Source organism: Allobrachymonas wangyanguii, from assembly GCF_045055315.1.
Lineage (GTDB): Bacteria > Pseudomonadota > Gammaproteobacteria > Burkholderiales > Burkholderiaceae_C > Brachymonas > Brachymonas wangyanguii.
The window spans coordinates 672,754-689,055 of the sequence record NZ_CP173677.1 but is presented as its reverse complement, the minus strand read 5'-3'; the positions used below and the strand labels follow the sequence as shown (position 1 = coordinate 689,055).

General features: G+C 63.2%; 15 protein-coding genes and 1 riboswitch. Of the genes, 6 read left to right on the top strand and 9 right to left on the bottom strand.

Features of this window, described 5'->3' with window-relative positions; translation table 11 throughout:
• The first annotated feature begins 78 nt into the window (after positions 1-78).
• Both ACI3EV_RS03240 and ACI3EV_RS03235 read left to right on the top strand, forming a co-directional pair.
• The gene (locus ACI3EV_RS03240; RefSeq protein ID WP_337691402.1) at positions 79-2,259 is read left to right on the top strand and encodes a PhoX family phosphatase; all 2,181 of its coding nucleotides are present in this window, start codon (positions 79-81) and stop codon (positions 2,257-2,259) included.
• Positions 2,260-2,456: 197 nt separating this feature from the next.
• Positions 2,457-3,368 carry a DUF808 domain-containing protein gene (locus ACI3EV_RS03235; protein ID WP_337691405.1) on the top strand — a complete coding sequence of 304 codons (912 nt, stop codon included), beginning with the start codon at positions 2,457-2,459 and terminating at the stop codon, positions 3,366-3,368.
• A gap of 96 nt (positions 3,369-3,464) precedes the next feature.
• Here the strand turns inward: ACI3EV_RS03235 and metF are convergent, their stop codons facing one another.
• From metF to ahcY, 4 genes are read right to left on the bottom strand one after another with little or no spacing between them, the layout of a single operon-like run.
• The gene (gene metF / locus ACI3EV_RS03230; protein ID WP_337691409.1) at positions 3,465-4,295 is read right to left on the bottom strand and encodes a methylenetetrahydrofolate reductase [NAD(P)H]; all 831 of its coding nucleotides are present in this window, start codon (positions 4,293-4,295) and stop codon (positions 3,465-3,467) included.
• Positions 4,296-4,326: 31 nt separating this feature from the next.
• Positions 4,327-5,079 carry a TlyA family RNA methyltransferase gene (locus ACI3EV_RS03225; protein WP_337691411.1) on the bottom strand — a complete coding sequence of 251 codons (753 nt, stop codon included), beginning with the start codon at positions 5,077-5,079 and terminating at the stop codon, positions 4,327-4,329.
• The gene (locus tag ACI3EV_RS03220; RefSeq protein WP_329769929.1) at positions 5,079-5,342 is read right to left on the bottom strand and encodes a helix-hairpin-helix domain-containing protein; all 264 of its coding nucleotides are present in this window, start codon (positions 5,340-5,342) and stop codon (positions 5,079-5,081) included. The genes ACI3EV_RS03225 and ACI3EV_RS03220 overlap by 1 nt, the downstream gene beginning before the upstream one ends.
• Positions 5,343-5,357: 15 nt before the next feature.
• A complete protein-coding gene (ahcY, locus tag ACI3EV_RS03215) occupies positions 5,358-6,794 on the bottom strand; it encodes an adenosylhomocysteinase (RefSeq protein ID WP_329769930.1) in 1,437 nt (478 codons plus the stop codon).
• A gap of 73 nt (positions 6,795-6,867) precedes the next feature.
• Positions 6,868-6,946, bottom strand: a riboswitch (S-adenosyl-L-homocysteine riboswitch).
• Positions 6,947-7,144: 198 nt separating this feature from the next.
• Here ahcY and ACI3EV_RS03210 point away from each other — a divergent pair.
• Together ACI3EV_RS03210 and ACI3EV_RS03205 are read left to right on the top strand one after the other, a co-directional pair.
• Positions 7,145-7,465 (top strand): DUF485 domain-containing protein, encoded by a 321-nt coding sequence (locus ACI3EV_RS03210; RefSeq protein WP_329769931.1) that lies wholly within the window; start codon positions 7,145-7,147, stop codon positions 7,463-7,465.
• Positions 7,465-9,144 (top strand): cation acetate symporter, encoded by a 1,680-nt coding sequence (locus ACI3EV_RS03205; RefSeq protein ID WP_329769932.1) that lies wholly within the window; start codon positions 7,465-7,467, stop codon positions 9,142-9,144. Before ACI3EV_RS03210 ends, ACI3EV_RS03205 begins: the two co-directional genes overlap by 1 nt.
• Positions 9,145-9,251: 107 nt before the next feature.
• Here the strand turns inward: ACI3EV_RS03205 and ruvB are convergent, their stop codons facing one another.
• Complete coding sequence (gene ruvB / locus ACI3EV_RS03200) at positions 9,252-10,328, bottom strand: Holliday junction branch migration DNA helicase RuvB (RefSeq protein ID WP_337691415.1); 1,077 nt, start codon at positions 10,326-10,328, stop codon at positions 9,252-9,254.
• Positions 10,329-10,361: 33 nt separating this feature from the next.
• A complete protein-coding gene (ruvA, locus tag ACI3EV_RS03195) occupies positions 10,362-10,940 on the bottom strand; it encodes a Holliday junction branch migration protein RuvA (RefSeq protein WP_337691418.1) in 579 nt (192 codons plus the stop codon).
• Positions 10,941-10,982: 42 nt separating this feature from the next.
• On the opposite strand from ruvA, the gene ACI3EV_RS03190 reads away from it, so the two are divergent.
• Complete coding sequence (locus tag ACI3EV_RS03190) at positions 10,983-11,948, top strand: PhoH family protein (protein WP_329770120.1); 966 nt, start codon at positions 10,983-10,985, stop codon at positions 11,946-11,948.
• Complete coding sequence (ybeY, locus tag ACI3EV_RS03185) at positions 11,945-12,436, top strand: rRNA maturation RNase YbeY (protein WP_329769935.1); 492 nt, start codon at positions 11,945-11,947, stop codon at positions 12,434-12,436. The genes ACI3EV_RS03190 and ybeY overlap by 4 nt, the downstream gene beginning before the upstream one ends.
• A 31-nt stretch (positions 12,437-12,467) precedes the next feature.
• Here the strand turns inward: ybeY and ACI3EV_RS03180 are convergent, their stop codons facing one another.
• The 3 genes from ACI3EV_RS03180 to ACI3EV_RS03170 form a co-directional block, all read right to left on the bottom strand.
• Positions 12,468-13,331, bottom strand: a complete 864-nt coding sequence (locus ACI3EV_RS03180; protein WP_329770121.1) for an EamA family transporter — start codon at positions 13,329-13,331, stop codon at positions 12,468-12,470.
• A gap of 157 nt (positions 13,332-13,488) precedes the next feature.
• Entirely contained in the window at positions 13,489-14,784 is a 1,296-nt protein-coding gene (locus ACI3EV_RS03175; RefSeq protein ID WP_337691421.1) for an acetyl-CoA hydrolase/transferase C-terminal domain-containing protein, read from the bottom strand.
• 157 nt (positions 14,785-14,941) lie between these two features.
• Entirely contained in the window at positions 14,942-16,249 is a 1,308-nt protein-coding gene (locus ACI3EV_RS03170) for an acetyl-CoA hydrolase/transferase family protein (RefSeq protein ID WP_405198027.1), read from the bottom strand.
• Between the last annotated feature and the right edge of the window lie 53 nt (positions 16,250-16,302).

Sequence of the window (16,302 nt, the reverse complement as noted above, 5' to 3'; positions counted from 1 at the left end):
AAGAGGTAACCGATCCGTCATCTTGTAATTGCATGATTGCGCCGTCCGCATTCATTCTTTCCTTACCCTGGAGCATTCATGCAATCCGACAAGATCATTTCCGTCGAGTACGACGATAACGAAATCGTCAACCACAGCAACAACGCCCATTTCGGCGACGTCCTGGCTGCCAACATGAACCGCCGCAGCGTGCTGCGCGGCAGCGTGGCCACTTCTGCCGGCGTGCTGCTGGGCACCGTCGGCCTGACGGCTTGCGGTGGCGATGACAACAATACTCCGGCTGCTCCGACTACCCCGGCTACCCCCAATGAACTGAAGCTGAGCTTTGACTCCGTGGCCCACACCAACGCCGACCTGGTGACGGTTGCCGACGGCTACGAAGTCAGCATCCTGCACGCACTGGGCGACCCGATGCACTTTGGCGACACCTCCTGGGGCGACAAGGGCCTGGAAACTTCCGAGTCCTACCAGCGTCGTATCGGTGACGGCCATGACGGCATGTACTATTTCGGCATGACGGATGGCAAGTTCGACGACCAGCAATCCGCCCACGGTCTGCTGTGCGTGAACCACGAATACGTGGTGGCCCCCTACGGCCTGCACGCCAATGGCCGCACCGTGACCGATGGCGTTCGCCCGGCTGACGAAGTGATCAAGGAAATCTACGCCCACGGCGCCAGCGTTTCCGAAGTCAAGCGCAATGGCGGCAACGCCATGGAAATGGTACGCGGTTCCAAGTACAACCGTCGCATCCACTCCGAGACCCCGATGGTGTTTGGTGGCCCGGCTGCCGGCAACACCAAGATGGTCAACAAGCTGTCTAGCGATGGCAAGAAAGCCTTCGGCATGAACAACAACTGCGCCTGCGGCTACACGCCCTGGGGCACCTACCTGACCTGCGAAGAGAACTTCCTGAACGTGATCGGCCGCGCCGCCGAAGACGATGCCAAGCGTACCGAGTCTGAAGTGGTGGCACTGAAGCGCTACGGCCTGCCCGAAGGTCGCAAGAACCCCTACGGCTGGGACAGCGCCGAAGGCGAGCGCTTCCAGCGCTGGAACAGCCGCGTGACGGCTGCTGCCGCCAAGGACGACTACCGCAACATCTTCAACACCTTTGGCTGGGTGGTCGAAATCGATCCGTTCCGTCCGGACAGCACGCCGGTCAAGCGTACCTACCTGGGCCGTTTCAACCACGAAGGCGCATGGCCCGCTCCGGCCAAGGCTGGCGAGCCGATCGTGATCTACTCTGGTGACGATGCCCGCAACGAATACGTGTACAAGTTCGTGTCCGACGCCAAGTGGGATCCGGCTGACGTGAACGGCGGCGCAGCCGCTGGCGACAAGTACCTGGACAAGGGCAAGCTGTACGTGGCCAAGTTCAATGACGATGGCACCGGTGAGTGGCTGGAACTGACCCACGGCAAGAACGGTCTGGACGCCAGCAACAAGACCTACCCCTTCGCCGACCAGGGCGACGTGGTGATGCACTGCCGTCTGGCTGCCGACTTCATGGGCGCCACCAAGATGGACCGTCCCGAGTGGGGTGGCGTGAACCCGGCAAACAACGAGGTTTACATGGCCATGACCAACAACTCGCAGCGTGACGGCGTGAAGATCCCGCTGAACGCCGCCAACCCGCGTCCGATCAACCAGAACGGTCAGATCGTGCGCTGGAAGGAAGAAGGCAGCCAGGCTGGTACCAAGTTCCAGTGGGACATCTATGTGTTCGGCTCTGCGACCGAACTGCCGGATGGTCACAAGAACAAGAGCGAGAACCTGTCCGGCCTGACCGCCGCCAACGACTTCTCCAGCCCGGACGGCCTGTACTTCGACGAGCGCAAGGACGGCGGTGCCGGCCTGCTGTGGATCCAGACCGACGACGGCGCCTACACCGACGTGACCAACTGCATGATGCTGGCGGCCATCCCGGGTGAAGTGGGTGACGGTGGCAAGGTGACGACCAAGGAAGGCCAGGAAACCATCATGGGTGCCAAGCCGACCGAAGACAACATCCGCCGCTTCCTGGTGGGCCCGTTCGACTGCGAAATCACCGGTGTGGTGGTCACGCCGGACGGCAAGACGCTGTTCTTCAACGTGCAGCACCCGGGTGAGGACAAGGGCGACTTCGCGACCAACACCTTCACCAGCCACTGGCCGGGCAACCAGCCGGGCATCACCAGCCACCACAAGGGCCACAAGCGCCCGCGTTCCGCAACCGTGGTGGTGACGCGCAAGGACGGCGGCGTGATCGCCCTGTAATCCTGCGTACCTGAAGCTTCAGGTTCGATAGCGCCTGTGCCCCTGCGACACAGGCGTTTTTTCGTGTCCGTGACATCCTGCCGCACATCACGATTTCCGAAGCCGGCAAACACACTATCGGCGCTGGCTGACATGCGCAGCGGCCGCAATCTCCCTACAATTTCGCCAGCAACAAGAATTTTCCAGAAAGGTGCCCCATGGCCTCCAGCCTCCTGATCCTGATCGACGATATCGCCGCCCTGCTCGATGACGTGTCCGCCATGACCAAGGTCGCGGTCAAGAAGACCTCGGGCGTGCTCGGCGACGACCTGGCGCTGAATGCGCAGCAAGTCACCGGCGTCAAGGCCGACCGCGAGCTGCCGGTGGTCTGGGCGGTGGCCAAGGGTTCTTTCGTCAACAAGACGATCCTGGTGCCGCTGGCACTGCTGATCAGCGCCTTTGCGCCCTGGCTGATCACGCCGCTGATGATGCTGGGCGGCCTGTTCCTCTGCTACGAAGGCGTGGAAAAGCTGGCACACAAGTTCCTGCACGGCAAGGAAGAAGCCGATGCGCATCACGCGGAGGTGGTGGCGCAGAATCAGGCCGTCGACGTGGTGGCAGCCGATCAGGAGAAGATCAAGGGCGCGATCCGCACCGACTTCATCCTGTCAGCCGAAATCATCGTGCTGACGCTGGGCTCGGTGGCAGGCGCCGCCATGAGCACGCAAATCCTGGTGGTGGTCGCCATGGCGATCCTGATGACGATTGGCGTGTACGGCCTGGTAGCCGGTATCGTCAAGCTGGATGATGCCGGCCTGTACCTGAGCCAGAAATCTGGCGCTTTCAGCCGCTGGCTGGGCAATGTGCTGCTCAAGGGCACGCCGTGGTTGATGCGCGGCCTGTCCTTCTTCGGCACGCTGGCGATGTTCCTGGTCGGTGGTGGCATCCTGGCGCACGGCATTGGTCCGCTGGTGAGCTGGCTGCACGAAGTCACGCTGGACTGGGGCGGCATGGTCGGCTCCATCACCGGCATGGTGACCAACCTGGTGGTTGGCGTGATTGCCGGTGCCATCGTGCTGGCGGTGGTGACGCTGGTGCAGAAAATGCGCGGCAAGCAGCCGGCGCACTGAAGCTGATCCGGCGCTGGCCGCCCTCTTCCCCATAAACAGACAGGCCGATCCCGTGATGGGATCGGCCTGTCTTCATGGTCGCTCAACCGCGGTGGTTCAGACGCCCACCGCCTTGCACAATGCCGTCACCGGGCCGCTCTGGTTCATGGTGTAGAAGTGCAGCGCCGGGGCTCCGCCCTGCAGCAGCTGGTCGCACAGCTCGGCCACGACTTCATGGCCAAAGGCCTTGATGCTGGCGGTATCGTCGCCAAAGCTCTGCAGGCGCAGGCGGATCCATCGCGGCACTTCGGCGCCGCAGGCATCGGAGAAGCGGATCAGCTGGCTGCTGTTCGTGATCGGCATGATGCCGGGCACGATGGGCGCGCTCACGCCCAGCGTGGCGGCCTCGTCCACCAGGCGGAAATAGGCGTCGGCATTGAAGAAGTATTGGGTGATGACGCCGTTGGCACCGGCGTCGACCTTGCTCTTGAGCGCACGCAGGTCCGCCTCGGGGCTGCGCGCCTGTGGGTGGATCTCGGGATAGCCGGCCACTTCGATGTGGAAGTAATCACCGGTCTCGACGCGGATAAAGCTGACCAGGTCGCTGGCGTGGTGGAACTCGCCGCCGAGGCCATGGCCGCTGGGCAGGTCACCGCGCAGCGCCACCAGGCGCTTCACACCCATCTGGCGCAGCGTTTCCAGCTCTTCGCGCACGCTGTCACGCGTGGCGCCGACGCAGGAGAAATGGCAGGCGGCTTCCATGCCTTCCTGCAGGATCTCCTGCACCGTATCGAAGGTGCCCTTCTGTGTCGAGCCGCCGGCACCATAGGTCACCGAGCAGAACTCGGGCTTCAGCGTGTAGAGCTGCTGGCGTGCCACGCGCAGCTTTTCGGCACCTTCGGGCGTCTTGGGCGGGAAAAATTCAAAACTGATGGATGGCGCAGTCATGGCGTCATTCCTTTCAACAAAAGATTCGGGTTCAGGCCTTGCGGCCATGGACAAAAAATTCACGGTTGCCGTCGCCACCGGCGATCGGGCTATCGAGCCAGTGCAGCAGTTCCACGTTCAGTGCGTTGCAGCAATCACGCATGCGCTGCTCCACCTCGGCATACAGGCGCGCATCGCGCACGATGCCGCCCTTGCCGATCTGGGCTGGCTGCAGCTCGAACTGCGGCTTGACCAGCATCAGCAACTGGCCGCCAGGCTTGAGCTGCGGCAGCACGGCCGGCCACACCAGCGTCTGCGAGATAAAGGACAAGTCCCCTACCAGCAAGTCAAAACCATCGTGCTCACCCAGTGCCGCTGCCACGGCAGCGGCATCGCGCGCGTTGAGCTTCTCATGCGCAGTGACGCGGGCATCGGCACGCAGCCGCGGGTGCAGCTGCGCCTGGCCGACATCGATACCGATGACGCTGGCAGCGCCGTGCTGCAGCAGGCAATCGGTAAAGCCGCCCGTGGACTGGCCAACATCGAGACAGCGCAGACCGGTGACATCCAGCCCCACGGCCTGCAAGGCACCTTCCAGCTTGAGGCCGCCGCGCGAGACATAACGCGCCTCGGCCGCGTCCTGCAGCTGCAGTTCGGCGTAGTCAGGCAACTCTTCGCCGTTCTTGCGCACCGCCTGCCAGGCTGCGCCCGGCAAGCGCCATTGCACGCCGGCGGCAATCAGGCGCTGGGCCTGGCTGCGGCTGGCGGCATGGCCGCGCTCGACGAGCAGCTGGTCGGCACGCATCAGGCTTGGCCTTCCTCGTGCAGGTGGTTCGCCAGCCCGATGGCGGCGCTGATGGCGCGGATCGCATGCGGGTTGTTCTTCCAGCAGGAGGAACGCATCATGGCGGCAATCTCGGCCACGATCTCGACCGGATCGGCATCGACCAGCGCGGCCAGTGGCGCGTGGCCAGTGTCTTCCAGCCGCTGGATCACGGCCGGACCGACCCCTTTCAGGGCCAGCAGCTGTTCACGTTCGGCAGCAGAAAACACGGCAACGGGCGACACGGCATGCTCCGGCGATCAGTAGCGGTAGCTGTCGGCCTTGTACGGGCCTTCCTTGGCGACGCCAATGTAGGCGGCCTGGGCATCGGTCAGCTCGGTCAGGTCGGCATTCAGCTTCTTCAGCTGCAGGCGCGCGACCTTCTCGTCCAGGTGCTTGGGCAGCACGTAGACCTTGCCGTTCTCGTAACGGTCAGGGTGGCAGTACAGCTCCATCTGCGCGATGGTCTGGTTGGCAAAGGAGGACGACATCACGTAGCTCGGGTGGCCGGTGGCGCAGCCCAGGTTCACCAGACGACCCTTGGCCAGCAGGATGATGCGCTTGCCATCCGGGAAGATCACGTGGTCGACCTGCGGCTTGATTTCTTCCCACTGGCAGTTCTTTTCCAGCTCGGCAACCTGGATCTCGTTGTCGAAGTGGCCGATATTGCAGACGATGGACTGGTCCTTCATGGCTGCCATGTGCTCGTAGCGGATCACGTCGCGGTTGCCAGTGGTGGTGACGAAGATGTCGGCCTTGTCGGCGGCATATTCCATGGTCACCACACGGTAGCCTTCCATCGCCGCCTGCAGTGCGCAGATCGGATCGATTTCGGTCACCCACACCTGAGCGCTCAGGGCACGCAGCGCCTGGGCACTGCCCTTGCCCACGTCACCGTAGCCGCAAACCACGGCGACCTTGCCGGCAATCATCACGTCGGTGGCACGCTTGATGCCGTCCACCAGCGATTCACGGCAGCCGTACAGGTTGTCGAACTTGCTCTTGGTGACGGAATCGTTCACGTTGATGGCGCGGAACTTCAGCGTGCCCTTGGCGGACATCTCGTTCAGGCGGTGCACGCCGGTAGTGGTTTCCTCGGTCACGCCCTGGATCTCGGCGCTCTTGCGGCTGTACCAGTTCGGGTCTTCTGCCAGCTTGGCCTTGATCGCGGCAAACAGGATGGTTTCTTCCTCGCTGCCCGGGTTGGCCAGCACAGACTGGTCTTTTTCGGCCTGCATGCCCAGGTGCATCAGGATGGTGGCATCACCGCCATCGTCCAGGATCATGTTCGGGCCTTCGCCAGCGGTATTGGCGGCACCAAAGTCGAAGATGCGGTGGGTGTAGTCCCAGTAGTCCTGCAGCGTCTCGCCCTTGATGGCAAACACCGGCGTGCCACCGGCGGCAATCGCGGCGGCCGCATGGTCCTGCGTGGAGAAAATGTTGCAGGAAGCCCAGCGCACCTCGGCACCCAGCGCCTGCAGCGTCTCGATCAGCACGGCGGTCTGGATCGTCATGTGCAGGCTGCCGGCAATGCGGGCGCCCTTGAGCGGCTGGCTGGCCGCGTATTCGTCACGGATCGCCATCAGGCCGGGCATTTCGGTCTCGGCAATGCGGATTTCCTTGCGGCCCCATTCGGCCAGGGAGATGTCGGCGATGGCGCAATCGGCCAGGGCCACGGCGGGTTGTTGTGCGTTCATGTGGTTCGCTCCAAAAGCAAGTTCGGAAAAAACCAGTGACGGGAGGACATAAAAAAGCTCACCGCACCGGATCAGGGGGTGAGCGTCGTTGCAAGATGGTGCCCAAGCCTCACGCCATGCTGTTTGATGGCGCTGCAACGCTCCTTGGGATGTGCCAATTATAGGCGATTCGCCACCATAACGCTATTTGCATTCTCTTACAAGTGCTTCTGGTCAGGGTATTCCCTTGAATGTCTCACGACCCCCACAAGCAGGCAAATTTCTTTGCTGCAGTGCACAGTTAGCGCATATTTGAAGCCTATACTCCCGGCCAGCAACGACGCGATTTATATGTAACCAAGGAGAACCTGATGAGCAGTGAACTCTACCAACGGATGCGCTCGCATCCCAAATTCCAGGAGCTGGTGCAGAAACGCAGCCGCTTCGCCTGGACGCTGGCCGCCATCGTGCTGGTGCTGTTTTACGGTTTCGTGCTGCTGGTGGCATTCCGCCCCGAGGCACTGGGCCAGCCGCTCGCCGAAGGCTCACGCTACACCGTGGGCGTGGTCATCGAGCTGTGCATGTTCATCCTGTTCTGGGTGCTGACGGCGCTGTATGTGCGCCGTGCCAACACCGAATTCGATGCCCTGAACCAGGAAATCATCCGCGACGCCCAGAAAGGAATCAAATAATGCTGCGCCAGCTCTCCGCACGCCTGAGCGTGCTCGCCCTGACGGCCGCCCCTGCCCTGGCGCTGGCCAACAAGCCCGGCCTGACCGGTGAAATCCAGAAACAGCCGACCAACTGGCATGCCATCTTCATGTTCATGCTGTTCGTGGCGATGACCATGTGCATCACCTGGTGGGCATCGCGTCGCAACAAGTCGGCTGCCGATTTCTATACCGCCGGTGGCGGCATTACCGGTTTCCAGAACGGCATGGCGATTGCCGGCGACTACATGTCGGCCGCCACGCTGCTGGGACTGACCGCCATGCTGTACACCTCCGGCTACGATGGCTACATCTACATGATGGCCTTCTTTGCCGGCTGGCCGATCATCCTGTTCCTGATGGCCGAGCGCCTGCGCAACCTGGGCCGCTTCACCTTCTCGGACATCACCGCCTATCGCCTCGACCAGGGCAAGATCCGCACCATGGCAGCCGTGTCTTCGCTGACCGTGGTCTGCTTCTACCTGATCGCGCAGATGGTCGGTGCCGGCCAGCTGATCAAGCTGCTGTTCGGCCTGGACTACAACATCGCCATCTTTGCCGTCGGCATCCTGATGATGGTGTACGTGACCTTTGGCGGCATGACCGCCACCACCTGGGTGCAGATCATCAAGGCCGGCATGCTGCTGTTCGGCGGCACGCTGGTGATGCTGCTGGCCTTCAGCCAGTTCGGCTTCTCCTATACCGATCTGGTCTCCAGCGCCATGAACGTGCACAAGCTGGGTGACAAGCTGATGTACCCGGGCAGCCTGCTGGCCGATCCGGTCACCGCGATCTCGCTGGGCCTGGGCCTGATGTTCGGTACCGCCGGCCTGCCGCACATCCTGATGCGCTTCTTCACCGTGACCGACGCCAAGGAAGCACGCAAGTCGGTGCTGTACGCCTCCGGCATCGTGGCCTACTTCTTCAACGTGATCTTCATCATGGGCCTGTGCTCCATCATCATCGTCGGCCAGAACCCGTCCTTCTTCGAAGGCGGTGACATCTCCGGCAAGCTGATCGGCGGTGGCAACATGGTCGCCATGCATCTGGCCAAGGCCGTGGGCGGCAACATGCTGCTGGGCTTCATGGCGGCCGTGGCCTTCGCCACCATCCTGGCCGTGGTGGCCGGTCTGGCACTGGCTGGTGCTTCCGCCATCTCGCACGACCTGTACGCCCGCGTGATCATGAAGGGCAAGGCTTCCGAAGCGTCCGAGCTGCGCGTGTCCAAGTTCGCCACTGTCGGCCTGGGCTTCCTGGCCATCATCCTGGGCATCCTGTTCGAGAAGCAGAACGTTGCCTTCATGGTGGGTCTGGCCTTCGGCGTGGCAGCGGCTGCCAACTTCCCGGTGCTGATCCTGTCCATGTACTGGAAGGGCCTGACCACGCGCGGCGCGCTGTGGGGCGGCTACGGCGGCCTGGTGTCTGCGGTGCTGTTCGTGGTGCTGTCCAAGTCGGTCTGGGTGGACGTGCTGGGTAACGCCAGCCCGCTGTTCCCGTACACGCAGCCGGCCCTGTTCGCCATGCCGGTGGCCTTCCTGCTGGCCTACATCTTCTCCAAGACGGACAGCAGCGTCCGTGCCAAGGACGAAATCGCGGCCTTCGAAGACCAGTACGTGCGTGCACAGACCGGTTTCGGTGCCGCGACGGCCTCCAACCACTGATCGTCACGCCTGCCCTGCGGCTCCGGCCGCAGCGGCACAAGTGAACAACAAGGCCCCTGCATGGCAACATGCAGGGGCCTTCTGCTTGCGGGATCAGTCATGCAGATTCAGCCAGCGTCGTCAAACAGGCCCTGCTTGCCCTGCGATGGCGTCACGCCCAGATGGCGGTAGGCCGCCATGGTGGCGATGCGGCCGCGCGGCGTGCGCTGCAGAAAGCCCTGCTGGATCAGGTAGGGCTCGATCACGTCCTCGATGGTGTCACTTTCCTCGCCGATGCTGGCGGCGATATTGTCCAGCCCGACCGGGCCGCCATCAAAGCGGTGCACCACCGCCTCCAGCAGCTTGCGGTCCATCAGGTCAAAGCCCTGCGGATCGACATCGAGCATGGACAGCGCGCCCTGCGCCATCGCCAGCGTGATGCGGCCATCGCCCTTGACATCGGCATAGTCGCGCACGCGGCGCAGCAGGCGGTTGGCAATGCGCGGCGTACCCCGGCTGCGGCGCGCAATCTCGAAGGCGCCGTCTGCGTCGATCGGCGCGCCGAGCAGGCCGGCACTGCGGCGCACGATGCGCGTCAGTTCTTCCGCGGTGTAGAACTCCAGCCGCGAGACGATGCCGAAGCGGTCACGCAGCGGGTTGGTCAGCATGCCGGCGCGTGTGGTGGCACCGACCAGCGTGAACGGTTGCAGGTCGAGCTTGATCGATCGCGCCGCCGGGCCTTCGCCGATCATGATGTCGATCTGGTAGTCCTCCAACGCCGGATAGAGGATTTCCTCGACCACCGGCGTCAGGCGGTGAATCTCGTCGATGAACAGCACATCATTGGGTTCCAGATTGGTCAGCAGCGCCGCCAGGTCCTTGGGCTTTTCCAGCACCGGGCCGCTGGTCTGGTGCATGCCTACGCCCAGCTCGTGCGCGATGATGTGCGACAGCGTGGTCTTGCCAAGGCCGGGCGGGCCAAACAGCAGCACGTGATCCAGCGCCTCGCCACGCTTGCGCGCCGCGCCGATGAAGATTTCCAGTTGCTCGCGCGCCTTCTCCTGGCCGACGTACTCGTCCAGCAGCTTGGGACGCAGCGCACGCTCCTGCACCTCCTCACCCGGCGTGGTGGGTGCGGCCGACACCATGCGCCGTGCCGGCTGCGGTGCGGGGTTGGAACTCAGGTTGTCAGTCAGTATCGCCATGGCTGCATTATCCGGTCAGACCGCATCGCCTGCTCAGGCCAGCGCCTTCAGCGCCAGCTTGATGCCGTCGCTCACGCCGACGTCAGCCGGCAGCTTCTTGACCGCTGCCGTGGCTTCACGCTCGCTGTAGCCCAGTGCGATCAGTGCCTGCAGGATGTCGCTCTGCTGTTCGTTCTGCGCCACGGCGGCACCGGGCACCAGCGGCAGGTCGGCGCCGATCTTTCCCTTGAGCTCCAGCAGCAGGCGTTCGGCGGTCTTCTTGCCGATGCCCGGCACCTTGATCAGGCGCGCGCTTTCCTGTTGCGATACCGCCTGCGCCAGATCCGCCACATTCATGCCGGACAGGATCGACAGCGCGGTACGTGCTCCGACTCCGGTAATGCGCAGCAGCTGGCGAAACGTGCTGCGCTCCTCGACGGTAGCAAAACCGTAAAGCAGCTGGGCATCTTCGCGCACGACGAAGTGCGTCAGCAGCGTCACCGGCTGGCCGACCGCCGGCAGGTGGTAGAAGGTGCTCATCGGCACATCCACCTCGTAGCCGACACCGTGGCAATCCACCAGCACCTGCGGGGGTGTTTTTTCCAGAAGCGTGCCGCTCAGCCTGCCTATCATGGGGTATCCTTCTTTTGCATAACGTGTAAAACTTTTCCCCTGATTATCCGCGTGATCCTTCGACATTCCTTTACCCCGCCCAATAACACCCGGCTGGCCCACCTGTGCGGCCCGCTGGATGAGCATCTGCGCAGCATCGAGCGCGCGCTGGATGTCAAGATCGCGCACCGCCACGAGCAATTCAAGATCGATGGCCACAAGGCCAAGGCCGAACGTGCCATGGAAGTCCTGCAGGCGCTGTACGAGCAGGCGGCGCGCCCGATCACGCCGGCCATGGTGCAGCTGATGCTGGTGGGCGATCCGTCCGACCTGGGCACGCTGGAAGACACGCAGCTGAGCACGCGCCGCACCGACCTGCGCGCGCGCACGGCAACGCAAGGCGTCTACCTGCAGTCCATCGCCGCCAATGACATCACCTTCGGCATCGGCCCGGCCGGTACCGGCAAGACCTATCTGGCCGTCGCCTGCGCGGTGGATGCGCTGGAGCGCGGCAGCGTGCAGCGCATCGTGCTGACGCGCCCGGCGGTCGAGGCCGGCGAGCGCCTCGGCTTCCTGCCCGGCGACATGATCCAGAAGGTCGATCCCTATCTGCGCCCGCTGTACGACGCACTGCACGAACTGATGGGCTATGAGCGCGTGCAGAAGGCCTTCGAGCGCAACGCCCTGGAAGTCGCGCCGCTGGCCTTCATGCGCGGCCGCACCTTGAACAATGCCTTCGTCATCCTGGACGAGGCGCAGAATACCACGCCGGAGCAGATGAAGATGTTCCTGACCCGCATCGGCTTTGGCAGCAAGGCGGTAGTCAACGGCGACATCAGCCAGATCGACCTGCCGCGCGGCCAGACCAGCGGCCTGATCGATGCCGAGCGCGTGCTGCGCCGCGTGCAGGGCATTGCCCATGTGCACTTCACCTCCGCCGACGTGGTGCGCCATCCGCTGGTGGCGCGCATTGTCGATGCCTACGATGCGGCAGGCACCAGCAGCCGCCGTGACCAGGATCCCGCATGAGCCGCGCCCTGCCCCCCTTGAGCCTGTCGCTGCAGTTTGGCGATTTTGACGATGCCGAGCAAAAGCAGCGCCACCGCGCCGTGCTCACGCGCCACCGCGTGCAGCGCAGCCTGCGCCACGCGCTGGAGCAGGACGTGGAACAGGCCGAGATCACGGTGCGCATCGTGGACAGCGCCGAAGGCCAGCAGCTGAACCATGGCTACCGCCAGAAGGACTACGCCACCAATGTGCTGACCTTTGCCTATAGCGAGGCACCCTTCGTTGCCGCCGATCTGGTGCTGTGCGCGCCGGTAGTCGAGCGCGAAGCCGCTGAACTGGGCAAGCCGCTGGCCGAGCACTACACGCACCTGCTGGTGCATGGCGCGCTGCACGCCCAGGGCTGGGACCATGAAACCAGCGACGAGGACGCCGACGCCATGGAGGCGGAGGAAATCCGCATCCTGCACGGCCTGGGCGTGGATAATCCCTACCAGCCGATCCCGGACTGAGGCTGTTCGCCGTCCCTGTCTCTGCGCGACATCAACGCGGCATCAGCGCGGCAATCGCCCCCAGCGCCAGCAGTACGCCCAGCAGGTTGAGCTTGCTCAGGCGTTCGCGGAACACCAGCGCCCCGACCAGCGTGCCGAGCACGATCACGCCCATGTTCATCGCCGAAAACACCAGCGAGGGGTTGCCCGGCAAGCTCTGGTGCGCGCGGATATAGGTGTAGATATTGGCAAAGTTGAGCGCACCCAGCAGCACGCCGGTCAGCAGGTGCGATCCGCCCCAGCGCACGCGCACCAGCAGCAGGTAGAGCAGCATCAGCAGGCCGGCCAGCACGAACACCGCCAGCAGGCCGCCCGAGAACGCCGCGCCGGCGCGCGCCATCTGCTTGAACAGGATATCGATCACGCCATAGCCGAGCAGCACCAGCAGCGGCCACAGCCAGCTGCTGCCATCTGCCGCGTAGTGACTTGAACGGCCTGCCGGCTTCCACAGCAGGCAGATCAGCGCGCCGAATGCCAGCCCCATGCCCAGCAGCTTCTGGCTGGTGAGCGCCTCGCCAAACAGGGCAAACGCTGCCAGCAGCGGAATCACCAGCGACAGGCGCTGCGCCGCATCGGTACGCACGATGCCGGCGGTCTGTACCGAGCGTGCCAGCGCCAGGAAGATGGTCGGCAGCAGCACACCCAGCGCCAGGAAGAACAGGACCGGCTGCCCCGGTGACAACAGCTTGCCCAGATCCGGCCGCAGCAGGCCCAGGCACAGCAGCGAGGCCACGATGTAGTTCATGAAAATCGCCTGGCGCACGTCCAGTCCGCGCGAGCGCCCGGCCTTGATCAGCGCGCCGACCGCCACGCTGCAAGTGACGCTGGCCGCCAGAAACATCAAGCCTGTTGTCAGTGCCATCCCGGCCTCCCTGTTCTTTTTCGTTGTCGGCCATTATCGGCACTCCGCGCCATCCGGCCCTTGCGCAAGCACAAAAAAGGCAGATGCGCACCGGGTGCGGCATCTGCCTGTATCAACCAGACCCGCCTTGCGGCAGGCCGGTTTGCGCTGCTTACAGCAGCTTCATCTTCTTCGCGTCTTCGGTCAGCTGGTCGCGGAACTTGGGGTGCGCGATGCTGATCAGCGCCTTGGCACGCTCCTTGGCACTCTTGCCGCGCAGCTGCGCCACGCCGTACTCGGTCACCACGTAGTTGACGTCGTTCTTGCCGGTGGTGACATGGGTACCGGCGGTCAGCGTCGGCACGATGCGGGAGATGGTGTCATCCTTGGCGGTGGACGGCGTGACGATGAAGGCCTTGCCGCCCTTGGAACGGTTGGCGGAACGCACGAAGTCGGTCTGGCCACCGGTACCGGAGTAGGCACGCGCACCCTGCGACTCGGAGCCGCACTGGCCGATGAAGTCGATCTGCATGGTGCCGTTGATGGCGATCAGGTTGTCGTTCTGGCCGGCCAGGTAGGGATCGTTGGTGAGGTCTACTGGATGCATTTCCAGCATCGGGTTGCGGTCCATGAACTGGTACAGCTTCTTGGAGCCCAGTGCAAAGGTGGCCACCATCTTGCCCGGCATGTAGTTCTTGCGGCGGTTGGTCACGCTGCCGGCCTCGACCAGGGTCATGATGCCGTCACCGATCATCTCGGTGTGGATGCCGAGGTCGCGCTTGTCGGTCAGCTGCATCACCACGGCATCGGGAATGGCACCGTAGCCGATCTGCAGCGTATCGCCATCGTTGATCATGTCGGCCACGTACTTGCCGATCGCCTGTTGCACCGGGCCGATCTTGGGCAGGCCGACTTCCAGGATCGGGGTGTCGTCCTCGACCAGGGCCGTCACCTGGGAAATGTGGATCTGGTTGTTGCCGAAGGCATAGGGCACGTTCGGGTTGACTTCCAGCACGATGGCGCGCGCCTTCCTGATCGCGGCCATGGTGTAGTCGGGGCCCAGGCTCAGGGAGAAATAGCCGTGGGCATCCATCGGCGACACCAGCGCGAACACCACATCGGCGGGCATCAGGCCGCGCCCGATCAGGTCGGGCATTTCGGAGAAATAGCTGGGAATATAGTCACCCCAGCCTTCGTCCACGCACGTGCGCGAGGTGGCGCTGAGGAAGTACGGCATGGGACGGATGTGCTGCACGGTTTCGGGATCGAAATAGCCGAACTTGCGCACCGACAGGATCTGGGAAACCTTGACATCCTGGAAGCTGCGACGCTGTTCGGACAGGGCCGACAACAGGGCCGGCGGCTCGCCCACACCGGTTGGCACCACAATCGTGTCTCCATTTTGCACGACACCCACGGCATCGGCTGCCGACAGGCGTTTCTCTTGGTACTGCATCTGGAATGACATTCTGGCTCCTCATGTTTCTTGTGTACTGGACAAGCAATTATCCTACTATGCAAATTGCACCGGACTGGCCATCCCGCCCGGTCAAATCGGCCACGCAGGCACAAAAAAGCCACGTGGCCCCGGCAGGGGCACACGTGGCTGCCGGATGGCAGTCGCCTCAGGCGAGCTTGTTGGAACGGCGCCAGATGCCCATGGCCTCGGCATCCTTGATCAGCTGCTCACGGAATTCCGGATGGGCGATGTTGATCAGGGCCTCGGCACGCTCCCAGGTGGACTTGCCCTTCATCTGGGCGTAACCGTACTCGGTCACCACGTAATGCACCAGCGAACGCGGGCAAGTCACGATGGATCCGGGCGACAGGGTCGGCACGATGCGCGACGCCAGCGTGCCATCCTTCTGGCGGAAGGTCGAGCTGATGCAGATCAGGCCCTTGCCGCCTTCGGAGTTGAAGGCACCCATGATGAAGTCGAGCTGGCCGCCGGTGCCGGAAATCTGGCGAACGCCGGAAGACTCGCTGGACACCTGCGAGAACAGGTCCACTTCAATGGCGTTGTTGATCGCCATGACCTTGGGGTTGCGGCCAATGACACAGGGGTCGTTGGTGTAATCCACCGGATAGATCGCCGCCGCCGGGTTGTTATCCAGGAAGTCGTACAGCTTCTGCGAGCCCATGGCAAAGGTATAGACCATCTTGCCCTTGTCGATGCCCTTGTTGCGGCCGGTGATGCGGCCGGCTTCGTACATGTCCACATAGGAGTCGGCCAGCATTTCGGTGTGCACGCCCAGATCCTTGAGGTCACTCTGGGCGATCAGGGCACCCACGGTATTGGGCAGCGCACCAATACCCAGCTGGATCGTGGCACCGTCTTCGAGCAGCTCCATCACGTAATTGGCAATGCTGCGGTCTGCATCGCTGGCCTGGGTTTCAGGCAGCTGCACCAGGGCGGTGTTCGGGCCTTCGATCACCATGTCCACTTGGGAAATATGAATGCCTTCATCGCGTCCGCCGAGGCAACGCGGTACGCTGGTATTCACCTCCACCACGACCTTGCCCGCCTTGCGCAGATAATCCGGCGTCATGGAACAGCTGGTGGAAAAGTTGAAAAAGCCATTCGCATCCATGGGAGCCACCTGGGCGACTGCCACTGCAGGCGCTTCATAGAGGCGCACGGCCTCCGGACCCTGGTGGTAGGCGAATGGAATATAACTGGCCAGGCCTTTTTCGGCGCATTTGCGCGCCAGACCGGAAAAGTGCCAGTCATTCCAGATGAACGATTCCCTGGCCGGATCAGCTTCCACACACTTCAGGGGCTTGACGCGGGTGGTCGTGACCAGAATCACGTCGCGCAACTCGTTCTTGCGCAAGGCCAGTGCTGCATCGAACGCCTCGACGTTCTGCACAAACTCCCCCATGAAAACCTTGTCTCCCGACTTCACCAGCGCAGCAGCTGTTTCGGCCGACACCTTTTTTTTCTGATACAGGCTATTTACGTCCATTCCCATCGTCAACACTCCTT

Excerpts from the sequence above, each read along its gene's own strand:
- ACI3EV_RS03240 (WP_337691402.1), top strand. The coding sequence starts at position 79 with ATGCAATCCGACAAGATCATTTCCGTCGAGTACGACGATAACGAAATC.
- ACI3EV_RS03235 (WP_337691405.1), top strand. The coding sequence starts at position 2,457 with ATGGCCTCCAGCCTCCTGATCCTGATCGACGATATCGCCGCCCTGCTC.
- metF (WP_337691409.1), bottom strand. The coding sequence starts at position 4,295 with ATGACTGCGCCATCCATCAGTTTTGAATTTTTCCCGCCCAAGACGCCC.
- ACI3EV_RS03225 (WP_337691411.1), bottom strand. The coding sequence starts at position 5,079 with ATGCGTGCCGACCAGCTGCTCGTCGAGCGCGGCCATGCCGCCAGCCGC.
- ahcY (WP_329769930.1), bottom strand. The coding sequence starts at position 6,794 with ATGAACGCACAACAACCCGCCGTGGCCCTGGCCGATTGCGCCATCGCC.
- ACI3EV_RS03210 (WP_329769931.1), top strand. The coding sequence starts at position 7,145 with ATGAGCAGTGAACTCTACCAACGGATGCGCTCGCATCCCAAATTCCAG.
- ACI3EV_RS03205 (WP_329769932.1), top strand. The coding sequence starts at position 7,465 with ATGCTGCGCCAGCTCTCCGCACGCCTGAGCGTGCTCGCCCTGACGGCC.
- ruvB (WP_337691415.1), bottom strand. The coding sequence starts at position 10,328 with ATGGCGATACTGACTGACAACCTGAGTTCCAACCCCGCACCGCAGCCG.
- ruvA (WP_337691418.1), bottom strand. The coding sequence starts at position 10,940 with ATGATAGGCAGGCTGAGCGGCACGCTTCTGGAAAAAACACCCCCGCAG.
- ybeY (WP_329769935.1), top strand. The coding sequence starts at position 11,945 with ATGAGCCGCGCCCTGCCCCCCTTGAGCCTGTCGCTGCAGTTTGGCGAT.
- ACI3EV_RS03175 (WP_337691421.1), bottom strand. The coding sequence starts at position 14,784 with ATGTCATTCCAGATGCAGTACCAAGAGAAACGCCTGTCGGCAGCCGAT.